We start from the raw sequence: 16,963 nt of genomic DNA, 5'->3' as shown, positions 1-16,963 counted from the left end.
CGCGGGAGTATGACAATGCGGTAGTGTTGGGCCAAAATACACGACCCTGATTTTCCGACTACATTGATACCTATAAACACAAGAAGGAGTTGGCCGTGGCTATTACCGTTTCGATTGAGCTGAACCGCGAACTTGAGATTCCGGGCAGCTATGATGAAGTGTTCGATCTGCTGGCGGATGTGCCACGTTCAGCCAGTCACTTCCCGAAAGTCCACAAACTGACCGACCTCGGCGATAACGCCTACCGTTGGGAAATGGAAAAAGTGGGCGTCGACAAACACGCCATCCAGTCGGTGTACGCCTGCAAATACCATTCGGACAAAGACGCCGGCAAGATTACCTGGGAGCCGGTGAAGGGTGAGGGCAATGGCGTCGTGAGTGGTTCCTGGACCATCAAGTCCAAGGGCGACAATGCCACCGCCGTGAAGTTCCAGACCAGCGCAGAGTTGACTGTGCCCCTGCCCAGCCTGCTCAAGCTGGCCATCAGCCCGGTTATCAAGCACGAGTTCAACAGCCTCGTAGACACTTACATGAACAATCTGAAGAAGGCGTTCTGACGCAGCCCTCTCTGCCATCTACCTGCACTTCGCTATCGTAGCGATTAAACCGGTTGTGGGACTCCAGCCGACATAAAAGGTATAATCGCCGGATCGAATTTTTCCGGCTTTATGCCGCTCAATTGTCACGGAGTCCCCATGGCCGAACGCAAGGCTCGGGTAGAGAGAAATACCCTTGAAACCCAGATCACCGTTGAGATTGATCTCGACGGAACCGGCAAATCCAGTTTCGATACCGGCGTGCCGTTTCTGGAGCACATGATGGACCAGATCGCCCGCCACGGTCTGGTGGATCTGAATATCGTTTCGAAGGGCGACCTGCACATTGATGACCACCACACCGTGGAAGACATCGGCATAACCCTTGGCCAGGCCTTCAAACAGGCGGTTGGCGACAAAAAGGGCATTCGCCGCTACGGCCACGCTTATGTCCCGCTGGATGAGGCGCTCTCCCGAGTCGTTATCGATCTGTCCGGTCGCCCGGGCCTGATGATGGATGTGCCATACACTCGCGGTGCCGTGGGTGGCTTTGACGTCGACCTGTTCGAGGAGTTTTTCCACGGCTTCGTGAACCATTCCATGGTGACCCTGCACATCGACAATCTGAAGGGTAAAAACACCCACCATCAGATTGAAACCGTGTTCAAGGCCTTCGGCCGTGCCCTGCGTATGGCGATTGAAATGGACGAGCGGATGGCCGGTATTACACCGTCTACCAAGGGTTCGCTGTAAACGCCTCGTCGCCAGAAGGCTCGCTTTAACCGGTCATGTTTGACCGGTCAATCAAGGACACCGCAACAACCATGAAAACCGTTGCCATTATCGACTACGGCATGGGCAATCTTCACTCTGCCAAAAAAGCAGTGGAGCACGTTGCCCCGGACACCACCGTGCTGGTCACCGACAACGCCGAAAAAATCCGTGAAGCCGATCGTGTCATCCTCCCTGGCGTCGGTGCCATTCGCGACTGTATGGCCGAAATGCATCGTCTCGGGGTAGTGGATCTGGTTCGTGAGGTCTCTCAGGATCGCCCGTTTCTTGGCATCTGCGTGGGCATGCAAGCCCTGATGTCCCGCAGTGAAGAGAACGGCGGCGTTGACTGCATCGGCCTGTTTCCTTCGGAAGTACGCTATTTCGGTGACCACCTCACGGAAAACGGCGAGCGCCTGAAAGTGCCCCACATGGGCTGGAACCAGGTGCAGCAGACCATTGATCACCCCCTTTGGCATAACATTCCCGAGGGTGACCGTTTCTACTTCGTGCACAGCTTCTACGCAGAAGCCGAGGGCAACATCGATATGGCAGGCCGCACCCGCTATGGGGTGGACCTTGCGGCAGCAGTCGCGCGAGACAATATTTTTGCAGTGCAATTCCACCCGGAGAAAAGTGCCCGGGCGGGCCTGCAGTTGCTCGAGAATTTTACAAACTGGACTGGAAAATGCTGATAATTCCTGCAATCGATCTGAAAGACGGCAAATGTGTACGCCTGCGTCAGGGCCGGATGGACGACTCCACGGTGTTTGGTGACGATCCTGTCGATATGGCCACTCGCTGGGTGGAAGCCGGCGCCCGCCGGCTGCACCTGGTTGACCTGAACGGCGCGTTTGCCGGTGAGCCGGTCAACGGCGAGATTGTCCAGGCCATTGCCCGTAAATACCCGGATCTTCCCATCCAGATCGGTGGCGGTATCCGGTCGGCAGAAACCATCGAAGCCTACCTGAAGGCCGGTGTGCAGTGGGTCATCATTGGCACCAAGGCGGTGAAGGAGCCGGAATTTGTCACTGAGATGTGCAAAAAATTCCCGGGTCACATCATCGTCGGCCTGGACGCCAAAGACGGCCGCGTGGCCACCGATGGCTGGGCGGAGGTCTCGGAAGTGATGGCTACCGATCTTGCCAAGCGCTTTGCCAACGACGGCGTGGACGCGATTGTGTACACCGATATCAGCCGAGACGGCATGATGCAGGGCGTTAATGTGGAAGCAACAGCTGCACTGGCAGAAGAGGGCGGAATTCCGGTTATCGCCTCTGGTGGCGTGACCAATATGGATGATCTGAAACGCCTGGCTACCGTGGCGGACAAGGGCATCCTTGGTGCCATCACGGGTCGTGCGATCTATGAAGGCACCCTGGATGTCGCTGAAGCGCAGGCCTTCTGCGACGGTCTGAAGGGGTAAGGGCGGCTTATGGCTCTGGCGAAACGCATCATTCCCTGCCTCGATGTCGATAAAGGCCGCGTGGTGAAGGGCGTCAATTTCGTTGATATCCGCGATGCCGGCGACCCGGTGGAAGTGGCCCGTCGTTACAACGAGCAGGGTGCCGATGAAATCACCTTCCTCGACATCACGGCCAGCCATGAGAGCCGTGACACCACCTACGAGACCGTTGAGCGAATGGCGGCGGAAGTCTTCATTCCGCTGACTGTCGGCGGTGGTGTGCGCACCGTCGATGACATACGCAAGCTCCTGAATGCTGGCGCAGACAAGGTGTCGATCAATACCGCAGCCGTGTTCAACCCGGAGTTTGTCCGGGAAGCGGCGGATCGCTTTGGCAGCCAGTGCATCGTGGTGGCCATTGATGCCAAGCGGGTGAGTGAAGAGGGCGAGGAGCCCCGGTGGGAAATCTTTACCCACGGTGGCCGCAAGCCCACAGGGCTGGATGCCGTGGAATGGGCCCGCAAGATGGTGGAAATGGGCGCTGGTGAGTTACTGCTGACCAGCATGGACCGGGACGGCACCAAGATCGGATTTGATCTCGGGCTGACCAAAGCCATCAGCGACGCTGTGATTGTGCCGGTGATTGCCTCAGGCGGTGTCGGAGAGCTGCAGCACCTGGCTGATGGCGTGACTCAGGGCGGTGCCGATGCGGTATTGGCGGCGTCAATCTTTCACTTCGGACAGCACACCATTCCTGAAGCGAAGGCCTTCATGAAGGCTCAGGGCATAGAAGTCCGCGATTAATCCTTCTTTGCAAAAGCAGGTCGAATGGCCTGCTTTTCTCCTTCCGCAAACATCTCCCGATTGCCGTTGCGCATGGCCCAAAGGCCGCTGACCGTGGCAATGGCGATGCCTTGCTCATCCAGTTTGGGTAGGTGCTTCTCCAGGTAATCCACGGTGACTTTGTGAGGATGGCCAATGCCGATGGCGCTACCGTTTTCTTTGGCGCGCTTGATCAGCAGTTTGAACTGGCGATCCACAAACTCTTCGGTCTGTTCGTGGTCGAGAAACACGTCCCGGGTCATGGTCGGAATGCGGTACGCCGCTGCGACATCACCGGCCACGGATGAGGCGATGGTGCGGCTGTCGATAAAGTACACCGGGTAGCGGAACAGCTCTTTCATGACCCAGTCCATGGGCTGCAGTTGCTGGGTCAGCAGGCTGCCCATATGGTTGTTCACGCCCTGGACATGGGGAATCGACTGCAAGGCACGGCGAAGGGTGGTCACCATGCTCTGTTCGTCCATCTCGGGGGTCAGGCCGCCCGGACCCAGGCCATAGTTGCGGGTGTTGGCCATGGGGGCGTGCAGCATGATTTCCTTGTGCTGCTTATAGGCGAGCCGGGCCAGACTGTCCGTGTGTGGACGGTACGGTAGAAAAGCCAGCGTGAGCGGCTGATCCAGATTTGCCAGTCGCTCACCTTCAACAAGGCTGTGGCCCATGTCATCAATAATGATGGCAATTGTGGGCGGCAGTGCCTTTCGGGCCGGCTCCGCGGACACCGTGCCGGCAGTAAAACAGAATGCTACGGCCAGCAGAGTACTGACTACTCTCACTGATCGCTTCCTTCTGCCTTGGCGCTCTTGTTCGGGTTCAGAATCCGGATTCCCTTGAGCAGGTTCAGTGCCGAGCGTAGCTGATAATCCCGGTCGGCAAGAGAACCGGTTGCGTTCTGGGCATCATCGTTTCCATCTTGGTCCTGCCCTTCGTTCTGTCCTTCAAGGTGCCCGCTCAGATCCGCTTCGGTGAAGAACGGCTTGCTGTCGAGCTCCTTGAGTTCCGCCGGACGTACTTCAATATCGGGTTTGATGCCGGTGGCCTGGATGGAGCGGCCATCCGGTGTGTAATAGCGCGCGGTAGTCATCTTGATGGCGTGGGTCTCATCCAGCGGAATGACCGTCTGGACACTGCCCTTGCCAAAGGATTTGGTGCCCATCACCACAGCGCGCTCATGGTCCTGAAGCGCGCCGGCGAGGATTTCTGAAGCAGAGGCGGAGCCGCCGTTGATCAGCACGACAATAGGCGTGCCTTCCATGATGTCGCCCGACCGCGCGCTGAAGCGCAGGCGGGAACTCTGGATGCGGCCCTCGGTGTAGACGATCAGTCCGTCATCAAGCAGGGCATCTGCGGTCTCTACGGCCGCCTGCAGCACCCCGCCCGGGTTGTTGCGCAGGTCGATAACAAGGCCGTCAAGATCGCGTCCGAGTTCGTCTTCCAGTCCATTGAGGGCATCCTTGAACTGCGAGCCGGTATCCGCCTGGAACTGGGTAATGCGAACATAGCCGTAACCATTTTCCAGCATTCGGGATTTCACACTGGTGACCTTGATAACGTCCCGTTCCACTTCGATTTCGATGGGAGCGCTTTCGCCCTCACGCATAATGGTGAGCGTCAGGATCGAGCCGGGTTTGCCCCGCATGAGCTGGACAGCCTCTTCCAGGCTCATGCCTTTAACCGGTTTTTCATCCAGCTTGATGATCAGGTCCCCCGCCTGAACCCCTGCCTTCTGCGCTGGCGTGTCGTCGATGGGGGCAATCACTTTCACAAAGCCGTTTTCCATGCCCACTTCAATGCCCAGCCCGCCGAACTCGCCGGAGGTGCTCTCTTCGAGCTCTTCGTAGTCCTTGGGTGCCAGGTAGGTGGAGTGAGGATCGAGGTCTGACAGCATGCCTTTAATGGCGCTTTCGAGGAGTTTGCGATCGCTTACTTCCTCGACGTACGCATCTTTGATGCGGCTGAATACCTCGGTGAACTTGCGGAGGTCTTCCAGTGGCAGCTGCTTCTCCGGATCCGGCAGGCTTATTTCCACACGTTCGCCGTTCTGGATGCCTTCCAGCAGCTGCTCGGTGGCGGCGTCTTTATCCTGGGCCCAGGCCAGTCCGGAAGCGGTTGCGAAACAGGTAGCGAGAGCAATGCTGCGTAATGGCAAGGCGTGGAGTGTACTTCTGACCCGTTTCATTCACATATCCCGTTTTTATTCCGATAGTTGGACTGGTTTCCCTGACTTCGGACAGTATGGCGTTACCTGCGGCGTTTGTCAGCCCTCCCGGGGGCTCTCAGTTTGCCAGCCATCGGCCAGGGTTGTCGGGTTTCCCATTGTGCCGGACTTCAAAGTAGAGCGCCGGGGAATCTGTGCCGCCGGTACGGCCCGCCTGGGCAATGGGTTCGCCGGCAGCCACCCAGTCGCCTGGGCTGGTAAACAAGCTGCTGCTGTGGCCGTACAGGGTCATGTAGCCGTCGCCGTGGTCGATGATGGTGATCAGGCCAAAGCCCCGAAGCCAGTTGGCAAATACCACCCGGCCATAGTGTATGGCGCGGATCTCCGCTTCGTCCCCGGTGCCGATCAGCAGGCCGTTGCGACGGAGTTTGCCGTCGGCATAGCGCTCTCCGTAGCGACTCAGGACCTGTCCCTTTACGGGCCAGGGCAGTTTGTTACGTAATGAGGCGAAGGGCTGGGATTCATTGGGTGAGGGGATGTTGTTGATCGCCTGCTGCACTTCTGCCAGCAGGTTTTCAAGCCGTTTGCGGTCGGATTCCAGTTCTTCCCGCTCGCTGCGCCGGTTCTGGATGTCGGCATTGAGGGCGGCCAGTGTCTGTTGGCGCTCCTTTCTCGATGCTGTCAGTTCCTGCTGGCGTTTGGCGACGTTTTCCTCAGTTCTGGCCAGTTCAACCCGGGTTGATTGCACGGCAGCCTGTGTGCTTCTGAGTTCTTGCAGGCTTTGTCTGAACGCCTCTAGGCGGTCGACTGTGTCCTTGCTGAGGTATTCGTAGTAGGTCATGGTCCGGGCGATCTTGTCCGGATCAATTTCGTTAAGCAGTACCTTTACGGCTGGCGCATCGCCTTCCATCCAGGCGGCGCGGATCTGCTTCTTGAGACTGTCCCGCTGGCGGTCAAGGGTTCGGGTGAGCTCCTGCGCCTCGCTTTCCAGTTCACGGAGCCTATGCTGCTGCTGTTCGGCCTGCTGGCGCAGGGAGCGGCGTTCACGGGTCAGGCGGCTGATATTCTTTTCGGTCGCGGCAAGTTGCCGCTCCATCGAGGAGCGGTCCTCTTCGGCGTCCTCCAGCCAGTCGTCGATGTCCTCAATGCGTTCCTTGAGTTCCTCGATCTGAGCCGGGGTTACATCCTGCTGGGCTGTTGCCGGCGCTGCGCCCAGAAGGAGGGCGAGCGCCAGAATCGCGTGGAGTTGCAAGGGTTGGTTCCGTTCCCGGATCAGCCGATCTCAACCAGGCTGTGCCCGGTCATTTCCTTCGGTTGCTCCATTCCCATCAGGGCGAGCAAAGAGGGTGCAACGTCGCTCAGGCTGCCGTCGTTCTTCAACACAACTTTGCGGTGGCCGGTGTATACCAGCGGCACCGGGCCGATGGTGTGGGCAGTGTGAACCTGGCCTGAATTCGGATCGGTCATCTGTTCGCAGTTGCCGTGGTCAGCCGTGATCAGAGCTTCGCCGCCTACCTCATCCAGGGCCTCGACAACGCGTTTCACGCATTCGTCCAGGCATTCGGCCGCCTTGATTGCAGCGTCCAGCTTGCCCGTGTGACCAACCATGTCGCCGTTGGCGTAATTGCAAACAACCAGATCGTACTTGCCGCTCTTGATCGCTTCCACCAGCTTGTCGGTTACCTCTGGTGCGCTCATTTCGGGCTGCAGATCGTAGGTCGCCACCTTGGGTGAGGGCACAAGAATGCGCTCTTCACCGTCGAACGGTGTTTCCAGGCCGCCATTGAAAAAGAAGGTTACGTGGGCGTATTTCTCGGTTTCGGCGATGCGCAACTGGGTCTTGCCCTGCTTCGCCATATATTCGCCAAGGCCATTGGTAAGCTGTTCGGGCGGGTAGGCGCAGGAAGTTTTGATGTCCGCCGCATACTCGGTCAGCATGACGAAGTCGGCCAGTTCCGGGTGCTTCTTGCGCTCGAATCCGTCGAAGTCCTTCTCCACAAAGGTGCGGGTCATTTCCCGGGCACGGTCGGCACGGAAATTCATGAACAGCACCGTGTCACCATCGTTGATCGTTCCCTCGGGCTCGCCCGGAGCGTGGATTCGGGTTGGCGTTACAAACTCGTCGTTTTCCCCGCGCTCATAAGCCTGTTCCAGCCCGGATACCGGATCGGCCGCAGTGAATTCCGCGGTGCCCTGGGTCATCAGATTATAGGCCGCTTCCACGCGGTCCCAGCGGTTGTCGCGATCCATGGCATAGTAGCGGCCCACAATCGAGGCAACGCGGCCGACGCCGAGGCTCTTCAGTTTGGCCGCGGCCTTCTCAAGGGATGGTTTTGCGCTGCGGGGCGGCATGTCGCGGCCATCGAGGAAGGCGTGGATGTAAACTTCCTTCGCGCCACGTGCGGCGGCAAGTTCGGCAGCGGCAATAATGTGGTCTTCGTGGCTGTGTACACCACCGGGCGACATCAGACCCATGAGATGAACGGCTCGGCCGCTCTGAACAGCCTTGTCGATCGCTGAGCAGAGTACTTCGTTCTGCTGGAAAGTGCCTTCTTCCAGATCTTTGTCGATACGAGTAAGGCTTTGATAGACCACGCGCCCTGCGCCCAGGTTCATGTGGCCAACTTCCGAGTTACCCATTTGCCCCTGCGGCAGCCCGACAAACATGCCCGATGTATTGATCAGGGTTTTGGGCTGGTTTTGCCAGAGTTTGTCCCAGAACGGGGTGCTGGCATTGCTGATGGCATTGTCTTCAGCCGGGTCGCGATGGCCCCAGCCGTCCAGGATAATCAGTGCAGTCGGCTTGCGCATTGCAGTCATCATTAAGTCCGGAAGTAAAATGTTAGTAAATTTACTAAAACGAAAACGAAGTTTATCTATTTTCGCATTTACTGGCCACTTTCGTCACCTTCTGTCCGGGGAGCAGGCTGTGTATAATCCCGCCAAACTCATTATCAGGGTAAATTCATGGACCGGTTGTTTGAATTTGTCGTTAACCACTACATTCTTGTGTCGCTGTTCGTGGCATTCCTGGTTGCCATTCTCATTCTGGAGTCCCGTCGTGGCGGTGCCAAGATCTCGGCCCAGGGTGCGGTCAATCTGATCAACAAGGATGAAGCCGTTGTAGTCGACATCCGGGACCGCAAGGAGTTTGGTGAGGGCCGCATTACCGGCTCGATCAATATTCCCCTGAACAGCCTGAAGAGCCGGGTTGGTGAGCTGAGCAAGTTCAAGGACAAACAGATCATCGTTGCCGACAAGATGGGCCAGCATTCTGCCATGGCGGTTAAACAGCTGAACGCGGAAGGCTTCAGCAATGTGGTTCGCCTGAACGGCGGCGTTGCCGACTGGAAAGCCAGCAATCTTCCGCTGGTGAAGAAATAGAGCAGCCCTTGATCTGAAGATCATTCTGCCGCACTGTTTCACATAAGCCGGCCCGGCGCCAACGTAGAATGTCCCGGCAGCACACTTCACAACATCCCATAACAACGGGCCCAGAGCCCATGATCGAGAACGAAAGGATTGAAAATGGCTGAGAATCAGCAAGCCGCAGCAGGCAGTGACAACCAGAACCAACCCCAGTTTGCCCTTCAGCGCATCTATGTGAAGGACCTGTCTTTTGAGTCACCCAACTCTCCGCTGGTATTTCAGGAGCAGTGGAAGCCGCAGGTGAATCTGGATCTGAATACGTCTCACAACAAGGTCAGCGACAACCAGTATGAGGTTGTGCTTTCCCTGACCGTCACCGCGAAAGTGGGTGAGAAGGTAGCTTACATCGTCGAGATCCAGCAGGGCGGCGTGTTCCTGGTTCAGGGCATCGAAGGCCAGCAGCTGGGCCAGATGCTGGGCGCCTACTGCCCGACCATCCTGTTCCCGTATGCGCGCGAAGCGATCGACGGTATTGTGAGCAAGGGCAGCTTCCCGGCCCTGATGCTGGCGCCGGTGAACTTCGACGCCATCTATGCCCAGGCGCTCAAGCGCAAGCAGGAAGAAGCTGCTGGTGAGGCAAGCGAAGAGCAGCAGACTCACTGATCCGAACCACTGTGATCAGATATAAAAAAACCGGCTCAGGCCGGTTTTTTTATGTCGCTCCGTTAAACCCCAGCTGCCGCCAGGCCTCGTAAACCGCCAGGGCTGTGGTATTGGAGAGATTCAGGCTGCGGCTATGCGGTTGCATGGGAACCCGCAGGCGATGCTCAGGCAGCAACCCCTCGCGGACATCAGCGGGAAGGCCGCGGGTTTCCGGGCCGAACATCAGGTAGTCGCCATCCTGGTAGCTCACTTCGTGGTAATGGGCGCTGCCTTTGGTGGTGAACCCGAACAGGCGTCCGGGTTGCTCGCTGGCCAGGAAGTCCTGGTAACTCTTGTGGATCCTGACCGTTGCGTACTCGCTGTAATCCAGCCCGGCCCGCCGCATTTGCTTGTCTTCCAGGTTAAAACCCAGAGGTTCGATCAGATGCAGCTGGCAGCCGGTGTTGGCGCAGAGCCGGATGATATTGCCGGTGTTCGGCGGTATCTCCGGCTCGTACAGCACAACGTGGAGCATGAAGCTTAGCGCTCGACGGCCAGGGCAACGCCCATGCCGCCTCCGATGCACAGTGTGGCCAGGCCCTTGTGAACATCGCGGCGAACCATTTCATGCAGCAGGGAGACCAGAATGCGGCAGCCGGATGCGCCGATGGGGTGGCCCAGGGCAATGGCACCGCCGTTCACGTTAACCTTGCCGGTGTCCCAGCCCATGTCGCGATTCACGGAAATGGCCTGGGCAGCGAAGGCTTCGTTGGCTTCCACCAGGTCCAGATCCTCCGTGCTCCAACCGGCAAGCTTCAGGCAGCGCTGGCTGGCCGGGATCGGGCCGGTGCCCATAATCGTCGGGTCCACGCCTGCGTTGGCGTAGGCCTTGATGGTGGCGATCGGAGTCAGCCCCAGTTCTTTCGCTTTCTCGGCACTGCAGACCATCACGGCTGCGGCGCCATCGTTGAGGGATGAGGCGTTGCCGGCGGTAACGGTGCCGTCTTTCTTGAAGGCCGCACGGAGTTTGCCAAGCCCCTCGGCAGTGACGCCGTCGCGGGGGCCTTCATCGCGGTCAACGACAATCGGGTCTCCCTTACGCTGGGGAATGGAGACCGGAACAATCTGGCCATCGAAATAGCCGGCTTCGCGAGCGGCGGCGGCCTTCTGCTGGGACGCCGCTGCAAACTCGTCCTGCTCGTCCCGGCTGATGCCGTATTTCTCGACGATGTTCTCGGCCGTGATGCCCATGTGGTAATCGTTGAAGGCGTCCCACAGGCCGTCCTTGATCATGGTATCCACCATCGACCAGTTGCCCATCCGCTGGCCATTCCGGCTGTTGGGCAGCACATGGGGCGCCTGGCTCATGCTCTCCTGGCCACCGGCGATCATCATCTCGGCGTCGCCACAGCGGATGGCCTGTACCGCCATGTGAACCGCTTTCAGCCCTGAGCCGCAGACCTTGTTGATGGTCATGGCGGGCACCGACGCTGGAATGCCGGCGTTAATGGCAGACTGGCGAGCCGGGTTCTGACCACAGCCGGCGGTAAGAACCTGGCCCAGTACCACCTCGTTGATCTGGTCACCGGCAACGCCGGTTTCTTCCATTAGTGCCTTGATGACGGCGGTTCCCAGCTGGTCTGCGCTCAGTCTGGAAAGACCTCCGCCAAAGGTTCCGATAGCAGTACGGCGGGCGGCAACAATAACGACATCACGCATGGGAATTCTCCGGATCAGTGGCGCGCGCGGGATTGGGGCCGGCGCGAGCAGGATTGAAAACTGCTGGCATTGTATCCGGAAAGCGGTCACCGGCCAAAGAACAGGTCTGTCATGTGCGGGTTGTGCTACATGTTCAGGCTTCGGCCGCCATCAACAGAGACGATCTGCCCGGTGATAAAGGGCGCATCGCAGATCAGGAACGCAATGGTTTCGGAAATATCGTCAGGGTTGCCGGTGCGGGCCAGTGGCGTCTTCTGAAGGATTGCCTGCTGGGCGGATTGGTCCATCTCTGCTTCGCCCTCTGGCCAGAGGATTGCGCCTGGCGATACGCCGTTCACGCGCACGTCCGGCGCCAGGTCTTTTGCCCAGGAGCGCGTCAGGGCAGCCAGGCCGGCCTTGGTGGCGCAGTACAGCGGGTGATCATCGATGGGTCTTTCGCTGTAAATATCGATCAGATTTACAACGCTGCCGCGGTTTCGCCGAAGTTCGGCCAGGCATCCCTGAAGCAGGAAAAATGGGGCCCGTAGGTTGGTGTTCAGGATTGTGTTCCAGTCGTCTTCGGTGGCGTCTGCGGTCGGGGTGGGGTAGAAGACCGATGCATTGTTCACCAGTGCGTCCAGTCGGCCCCACTGTGCGATGGCGTCACTGGCCAGCCGGTCCACTCCAGTTAACTGGCTCAAATCCCCCTGCAGGGCGCAGGCGGAGTCGGGCCGTTGGCGGTTCATCTGCGCAATCAGTGAGTTCGCCTGCTCTTCCCGGCTTCGGTAGTGAATCACCAGGTTCCACCCTCTTTCGTGAAGTGTCCGGGCAGTCTCTGCGCCAAGACGGTGGGCTGCGCCGGTGATCAGGGCAACAGGCGTTGTGGACGGCATGGTGCCTCCTCAGTGGTTGGTCGGGGCGACGGCGTCGCCGATGCGTTTCAGGCGTTCAGTCCGGATTGCGCTGCCCAGTTCCTTGCCTTTATACCCTTGCGCCAGGAGGGTTCTCGGCTCAACGCCGGTCGCCGCTTCCGAGGCGGTTCGCAGCAGGTCCAGTGTGAGGGAATCGCCCGGCAAGGCGCACTCGAGCACCTTCGTGAGTTGCGAAAAACGTTCCGGGCGGCGCCAGACGTCCGCCTGGTCGAGCAGGTCCAGAAGCGTTTCGGCTTCCGGTCGTTGCGCATCAATGTCCCGGATCTGGGGTGTGAAGGCAGTAACCAGTCGCGCCAGATTCTGACAGTCATTGGGTGCCTTCAGGGCTTTGGCCCGGTCCTTTGCAACAGGGGCATCCAGAGGGGAGAGCAGGGCCGCAAAACGCTCCTCCGTCTGGGCGTGCAAGCGGCGGTGGACGCAGCCAAGTGCCGCCATCGCGAGTTGAAAAACTTTTTCCGAAGCTAATTCCGGAATAAGAACCTCAAGGGCGCCGCAGTCACGAAGAACTTCGAAAAAGGCCTCGGGCGCCTGTTCATGCAGCGCCCGCTGGAATTCTTGCCAGACCCGTTCGGGCACCAGGTGGTCTACTTCTCCGCTATCCACCATGCGCTTCATCAGGGCCATGGTCTGGTCGCACACGGAAAATCCCAGCGGGTGAAAGCGGGCTGCGAACCGTGCGGTGCGCAGAATTCTCAGGGGGTCTTCCGCGAAGGCCTCCGAGACATGCCGAAGCTTGCGATCTTCAATATCTCTGCGGCCTTCAAAGGGGTCGACCAGATCGCCGTTTTCAGCTTTTGCCATCGCATTGATGGTCAGGTCCCGGCGCTTCAAATCCTGCTCAAGGGTGACGTCGGGCGCGCTGTAAACAGTGAAGCCATGGTAGCCGCGACCCTGTTTCCGTTCGGTGCGAGCCAGGGCATATTCTTCCCGGGTTCGGGGATGCAGAAATACCGGGAAGTCCGCGCCCACCTGCTTGAAGCCGTTGGCTAGCATTTCCCTTGGAGTTGCGCCGACCACCACCCAATCCCGGTCCTTGACCTCAAGGCCGAGTAATTCGTCACGAACGGCACCGCCAACCAGATAGGCCTGCATGAAATCGCTGATTCCTTTCGGGAGTGTGTCGGTGGATTATCCGGTTCCCGGGCAGGGCAGGCAAACCTGTGACGCATGAGGGCCATAAAAAAGCCCGCCCGGATTGCCCGGGCGGGCTTTGATTGGAGCTTGGGGTCAGATGAAATCTTCATCTGACCCCACTTTCAGCTTTTCATCAGAACGCGGTGCCAAGCTCCAGGGCGGCACCGGCATCAGCATCGCTGTACAGGGCGCCGATATCGAGGCGGACGCCGACAATGTTCAGTCCGAGACCTGCAGTGAACTGGGTTTTCTCTTCAATGCCGTCGTTGTCATCGTTGCTGGCCAGGTTGTGGCGAACACCCACCCGCAACTGGGCGTAACGGAAGGCGTCGAATTCGGCGCCAAGAGCTGCCCACTGGGTGTCGTCCTCAAAGCCAAAGGCTTCCTTTTTAGTCAGGTCCACTTCCGCGGTGATAACGTGGTATTCGCTCTTGTGCGCGATGCCCGCTGTAACCATCGGGTCCAGCTTTAATGTGCGAACTTCCTCTCCGAGCAAAGGCCGGCTCGCAGCGGAGTCGAGCTCCATGGGGATCAGGTTTTTAACGACAATTCCGGTGTTCCACTGGTTGGAATCACCAAAGCTGTAGGCTGCGCCCACGTCGAGGTTGAAGCCGCTCTTTTCAGTCTGATACTGGTCATCGTCGAATTCGTCATCTTCGAAACCGGAAACCGCTTCCGTGTACTGGAAGGTGCGCAGCTCCACGTATTTCGGCGATAGGCCAAGCTGGAAGCTGTTGCCATCCTGTAGCTCAAAAGCCCGTGCGAAGCTGATGCCCACTTCCCCGACGGCGGATGCCAGTATTTTTCCTTGTGATGTCAGGTTCAGGGTGCCATTCGTACTGATCTGGTCGACGGCATTCTGAACGTCCTGGGCCGTTGCTGCAGTGGCAATCGCATTCAGTGCGGTAATATCCTGATCGGACACGTCACCACGAACGGTTGCTGTCAGGTTTGCATTGGTAAACACGCCGACAGCCAGAGATTGTCCCGGCACAGCCAGGCCCAGCCCCAGAGCGGCGTTCACTCGCATGGTGTCCCTGTCGAATTCGGTCAAACGGTCGCTGAGATCGGCGGCGCCGTCCTGAATACTTTGTGGGTCGTCGGTATTGGGATCAAAACCGGAAACGAGCGATTCAAGATCAGTGATTACATCCTGGATATCATCCACCTGGTCAACTGTTTCTTCCTCATCCGCTGCGCGAGCATTCACCGAGGGCAGCATCAACCCAAAATCATCGTTCCAGCTGTGGTGATCGGAGGCCATCATCGCCGGGTTATCCATCGGCGCTGATGATGGCGTTGCTACAGCGACGCCAGTGCCACCCATGGCAAAAGAGCGGGCAGACATAAACGACTGCGGGCTGGCCAGTGCAGAACTGGTGGCAATGGAAAGACCAATAGCCAGAGAAAGTTTGGTCAGGCGATATCCGGTCATGAAGATTCCTGTCAGGTAAAAAGGCAAAATAGATGTTACGTACCTGAAAGGGTAAGGCAGAACCTTATCCAGCTCATGACGCATGGGGTAACGGTTTGTTTTTGATGTGTAAACAGAGGCAGTTTTTTGCCGCATAGGGATTGCAAAATAATGCGGTTGGGAGTTGTTGATCGGAATATCAGGCAGTTAGAAAAACTGGCGTAGTTTTTTCATGGGAAATCGGAAATGACGTTTTCTGGAGACACGCAATGAACCTTCGCTGGATACTTATGCCTCTGCTGGCAACAACGGTGGCTGCTTGTGCGCCGGTTGGCAGTTATCAGGGGGATAATGGCAACCAGTCCCGTCAGGATACGATGCTGGAGCCAATTACTGTGCGGGTGAGCGGTCTGGGTACCTATGAGGATGTTGCGGCCGACCGTTCAAATACCCGCAAACGTCTGATGGCCCGCCGGGCCTCCCAGCTGGACGCCTACCGGAATCTCGTTGAACGGGTCTACGGTACCGTCGTGTACGGCAGTTCCACCGTTAATGATTTTGTGCTGCGCAATGACACCTTCAGAACCTACGTCGACAGCTACATTCGCGGCGCCAAGTTGGTCGCGGTCAACGAGCACAGCGACGGTGTCTTCGAAACGGTAATGGAACTGAAGCTCGAGCCACGTTTCCGGGCCTGTGTGGCCAAGGTTGCTGATGATCAGGTGCGGGATCTCTGCCCGATTCCCATGCCGCAGGAAAATGACAGCGTGGGCGATGTGCAGAGCAAAGGCGTGGATTCCCTGTATTACCTTGATTGATCGAGAGTATAGAGAGTGTAGGGAGTATCGAGAATTATGAAACGCTTGCTGTCACTGGCTGTGCTCGGAGCTCTGGCGCTTTTCGTGGTTTCTGCCGCCCATGCGGTGGTTCTGGAAGGCGTGGGCCACGCCAATATCCACAATGGCAACCTGGAAGCCGCCCGGGCTGAGGCCCGCAAGGCCGCAATCCGGGACCTTTCCCTGCAGTATGAAGCCAGGGTAAGCACGCACGACACTATGAAAAACGGCGTGATCACCGAGTCACGTATGGATCTGGCGTCAAGCGCCAGAGCCCGGAATGTGCGGGTAATTGATGAGTACCAGAGTGGCAATCTGTTGCGGGTGATTGTCCGGGGCGATATCAGCGAGAGTCGCAGCCAATGCGGATCGGGAGACTCCGGGCGCCTGAAAAAGCGTGTCGCAGTGACCGGATTTCCTTTGTTGTATCCCGACCAGGCCAGGGTGGGGCGGATTGATGACGCCGGCGAAATCTTGCCGCAACAACTCCAGCAGCGTTTGGTGGCTCAGGGCGGATTGCAGGTTTTTGGGGCGACAACCTCACGGATGTTCACGGATCTGCTGAACGCGCCTACGGTACAACGGGGCGACAATCGATTGACCAACGTGCTGGAACTGGCCCGTGAAATGGGCGTTCAGTTCGTAGTGACAGGCGTTATCCGGGATCTTGGCGTTGCGGATCCGTCAGCTTGGGGCACCTCCGTGCTGGATAAAATGCAGCGGGGCATCGGGGCGGTAGATCAACGGCGCCGGTTTGCGGCTGATCTCGTTATCTTCGACGGCTTCAGTGGCGCGCCGGTCTATCGTCAGAGATTTGAAGCCGCGGCCGATTGGGATGCCGGGCCTGGCAGTTCAGCAGGATTCGGCTCTGCCGGCTTCCAGAAAACCGCCTACGGTCAGGCTGTCGAGGATGTTATCGCAGACATGGCGATGGCAGTAACGGATGCATTGGCGTGTCAGCCCTTCATGACCAGAATTGCGCGGGTAGACGACTTTTCTGTAACGCTGGAATCCGGGGCTACAGCAGGCCTCAGACCGGGTGATGAGTTAAAGATCTATCGCAGCAAGCGCTACCTGGAATCACCCGATGACTCACCAGAGTTACAGGACAGCGACTTGTCAGTGACGCTCGAAAAAGTTCAGCCGCATTTCAGCCGGGGTACCATGCCGCAACTTGGCGGCATCGTGAATATCCAGAGAGATGATATAGCGATTATCTGGTAGGACT

Annotated in this window: 18 protein-coding genes; 9 read left to right on the top strand and 9 right to left on the bottom strand. The window is 58.2% G+C overall.

Annotated features, from left to right (window positions below):
- The first annotated feature begins 95 nt into the window (after positions 1–95).
- The 5 genes from EDB94_RS06955 to hisF all read left to right on the top strand — a co-directional run bounded on the left by EDB94_RS06955 (position 96) and on the right by hisF (position 3,516).
- Positions 96–557 (top strand): SRPBCC family protein, encoded by a 462-nt coding sequence (locus EDB94_RS06955; RefSeq protein ID WP_008169307.1) that lies wholly within the window; start codon positions 96–98, stop codon positions 555–557.
- A 138-nt stretch (positions 558–695) separates the two neighbouring features.
- Positions 696–1,289 (top strand): imidazoleglycerol-phosphate dehydratase HisB, encoded by a 594-nt coding sequence (gene hisB, locus EDB94_RS06950; protein ID WP_007153401.1) that lies wholly within the window; start codon positions 696–698, stop codon positions 1,287–1,289.
- Positions 1,290–1,360: 71 nt separating this feature from the next.
- A complete protein-coding gene (gene hisH / locus EDB94_RS06945) occupies positions 1,361–2,002 on the top strand; it encodes an imidazole glycerol phosphate synthase subunit HisH (protein ID WP_108017954.1) in 642 nt (213 codons plus the stop codon).
- Complete coding sequence (gene hisA / locus EDB94_RS06940; protein WP_014578248.1) at positions 1,996–2,733, top strand: 1-(5-phosphoribosyl)-5-[(5-phosphoribosylamino)methylideneamino]imidazole-4-carboxamide isomerase; 738 nt, start codon at positions 1,996–1,998, stop codon at positions 2,731–2,733. The genes hisH and hisA overlap by 7 nt, the downstream gene beginning before the upstream one ends.
- A gap of 9 nt (positions 2,734–2,742) precedes the next feature.
- A complete protein-coding gene (gene hisF, locus EDB94_RS06935) occupies positions 2,743–3,516 on the top strand; it encodes an imidazole glycerol phosphate synthase subunit HisF (RefSeq protein ID WP_014578247.1) in 774 nt (257 codons plus the stop codon).
- Here hisF and EDB94_RS06930 read toward each other — a convergent pair.
- From EDB94_RS06930 to gpmM, 4 genes are all read right to left on the bottom strand, one after another.
- The gene (locus tag EDB94_RS06930) at positions 3,513–4,328 is read right to left on the bottom strand and encodes a divergent polysaccharide deacetylase family protein (RefSeq protein WP_008169319.1); all 816 of its coding nucleotides are present in this window, start codon (positions 4,326–4,328) and stop codon (positions 3,513–3,515) included. The two genes, hisF and EDB94_RS06930, sit on opposite strands and share 4 nt — an antisense overlap.
- Positions 4,325–5,731, bottom strand: coding sequence for a S41 family peptidase (locus EDB94_RS06925; protein WP_008169320.1), 1,407 nt, complete (start codon positions 5,729–5,731; stop codon positions 4,325–4,327). The genes EDB94_RS06930 and EDB94_RS06925 overlap by 4 nt, the downstream gene beginning before the upstream one ends.
- 97 nt (positions 5,732–5,828) lie before the next feature.
- Positions 5,829–6,962: a murein hydrolase activator EnvC gene (locus EDB94_RS06920; RefSeq protein WP_108017870.1), complete on the bottom strand. Its 1,134-nt coding sequence runs from the start codon at positions 6,960–6,962 to the stop codon at positions 5,829–5,831.
- Between the two features lie 20 nt (positions 6,963–6,982).
- Entirely contained in the window at positions 6,983–8,530 is a 1,548-nt protein-coding gene (gene gpmM, locus EDB94_RS06915; RefSeq protein ID WP_008169322.1) for a 2,3-bisphosphoglycerate-independent phosphoglycerate mutase, read from the bottom strand.
- A 147-nt stretch (positions 8,531–8,677) separates the two neighbouring features.
- On the opposite strand from gpmM, the gene EDB94_RS06910 reads away from it, so the two are divergent.
- Together EDB94_RS06910 and secB are read left to right on the top strand one after the other, a co-directional pair.
- Entirely contained in the window at positions 8,678–9,094 is a 417-nt protein-coding gene (locus EDB94_RS06910) for a rhodanese-like domain-containing protein (RefSeq protein WP_008169323.1), read from the top strand.
- A 144-nt stretch (positions 9,095–9,238) separates the two neighbouring features.
- On the top strand, positions 9,239–9,742 hold the full coding sequence (gene secB, locus EDB94_RS06905; RefSeq protein WP_008169324.1) for a protein-export chaperone SecB: 504 nt from the start codon (positions 9,239–9,241) through the stop codon (positions 9,740–9,742).
- Positions 9,743–9,791: 49 nt separating this feature from the next.
- On the opposite strand, the gene trmL is transcribed toward secB, so the two are convergent.
- The 5 genes from trmL to traF all read right to left on the bottom strand — a co-directional run bounded on the left by trmL (position 9,792) and on the right by traF (position 14,920).
- Positions 9,792–10,256 carry a tRNA (uridine(34)/cytosine(34)/5-carboxymethylaminomethyluridine(34)-2'-O)-methyltransferase TrmL gene (gene trmL, locus EDB94_RS06900; protein ID WP_108017869.1) on the bottom strand — a complete coding sequence of 155 codons (465 nt, stop codon included), beginning with the start codon at positions 10,254–10,256 and terminating at the stop codon, positions 9,792–9,794.
- A 5-nt stretch (positions 10,257–10,261) separates the two neighbouring features.
- Positions 10,262–11,440 (bottom strand): acetyl-CoA C-acetyltransferase, encoded by a 1,179-nt coding sequence (locus tag EDB94_RS06895; protein WP_108017868.1) that lies wholly within the window; start codon positions 11,438–11,440, stop codon positions 10,262–10,264.
- A gap of 125 nt (positions 11,441–11,565) precedes the next feature.
- Complete coding sequence (locus EDB94_RS06890; protein WP_108017867.1) at positions 11,566–12,312, bottom strand: pteridine reductase; 747 nt, start codon at positions 12,310–12,312, stop codon at positions 11,566–11,568.
- Between the two features lie 9 nt (positions 12,313–12,321).
- Positions 12,322–13,443 carry a multifunctional CCA tRNA nucleotidyl transferase/2'3'-cyclic phosphodiesterase/2'nucleotidase/phosphatase gene (locus EDB94_RS06885; RefSeq protein WP_108017866.1) on the bottom strand — a complete coding sequence of 374 codons (1,122 nt, stop codon included), beginning with the start codon at positions 13,441–13,443 and terminating at the stop codon, positions 12,322–12,324.
- A 175-nt stretch (positions 13,444–13,618) separates the two neighbouring features.
- A complete protein-coding gene (gene traF, locus EDB94_RS06880; protein WP_108017865.1) occupies positions 13,619–14,920 on the bottom strand; it encodes a conjugal transfer protein TraF in 1,302 nt (433 codons plus the stop codon).
- A gap of 248 nt (positions 14,921–15,168) precedes the next feature.
- Between traF and EDB94_RS06875 the strand changes: the two genes are divergently transcribed.
- A complete protein-coding gene (locus EDB94_RS06875; RefSeq protein ID WP_014578232.1) occupies positions 15,169–15,717 on the top strand; it encodes an LPP20 family lipoprotein in 549 nt (182 codons plus the stop codon).
- Between the two features lie 36 nt (positions 15,718–15,753).
- Complete coding sequence (locus EDB94_RS06870; RefSeq protein ID WP_108017864.1) at positions 15,754–16,959, top strand: flagellar assembly protein T N-terminal domain-containing protein; 1,206 nt, start codon at positions 15,754–15,756, stop codon at positions 16,957–16,959.
- Positions 16,960–16,963: the final 4 nt, after the last annotated feature.

Source organism: Marinobacter sp. 3-2 (genome assembly GCF_003751355.1).
In the GTDB taxonomy this organism is placed as follows: domain Bacteria; phylum Pseudomonadota; class Gammaproteobacteria; order Pseudomonadales; family Oleiphilaceae; genus Marinobacter; species Marinobacter adhaerens.
Note: the sequence above shows the minus strand (reverse complement) of the source record. Positions and strands in the feature narration are given on the sequence as shown.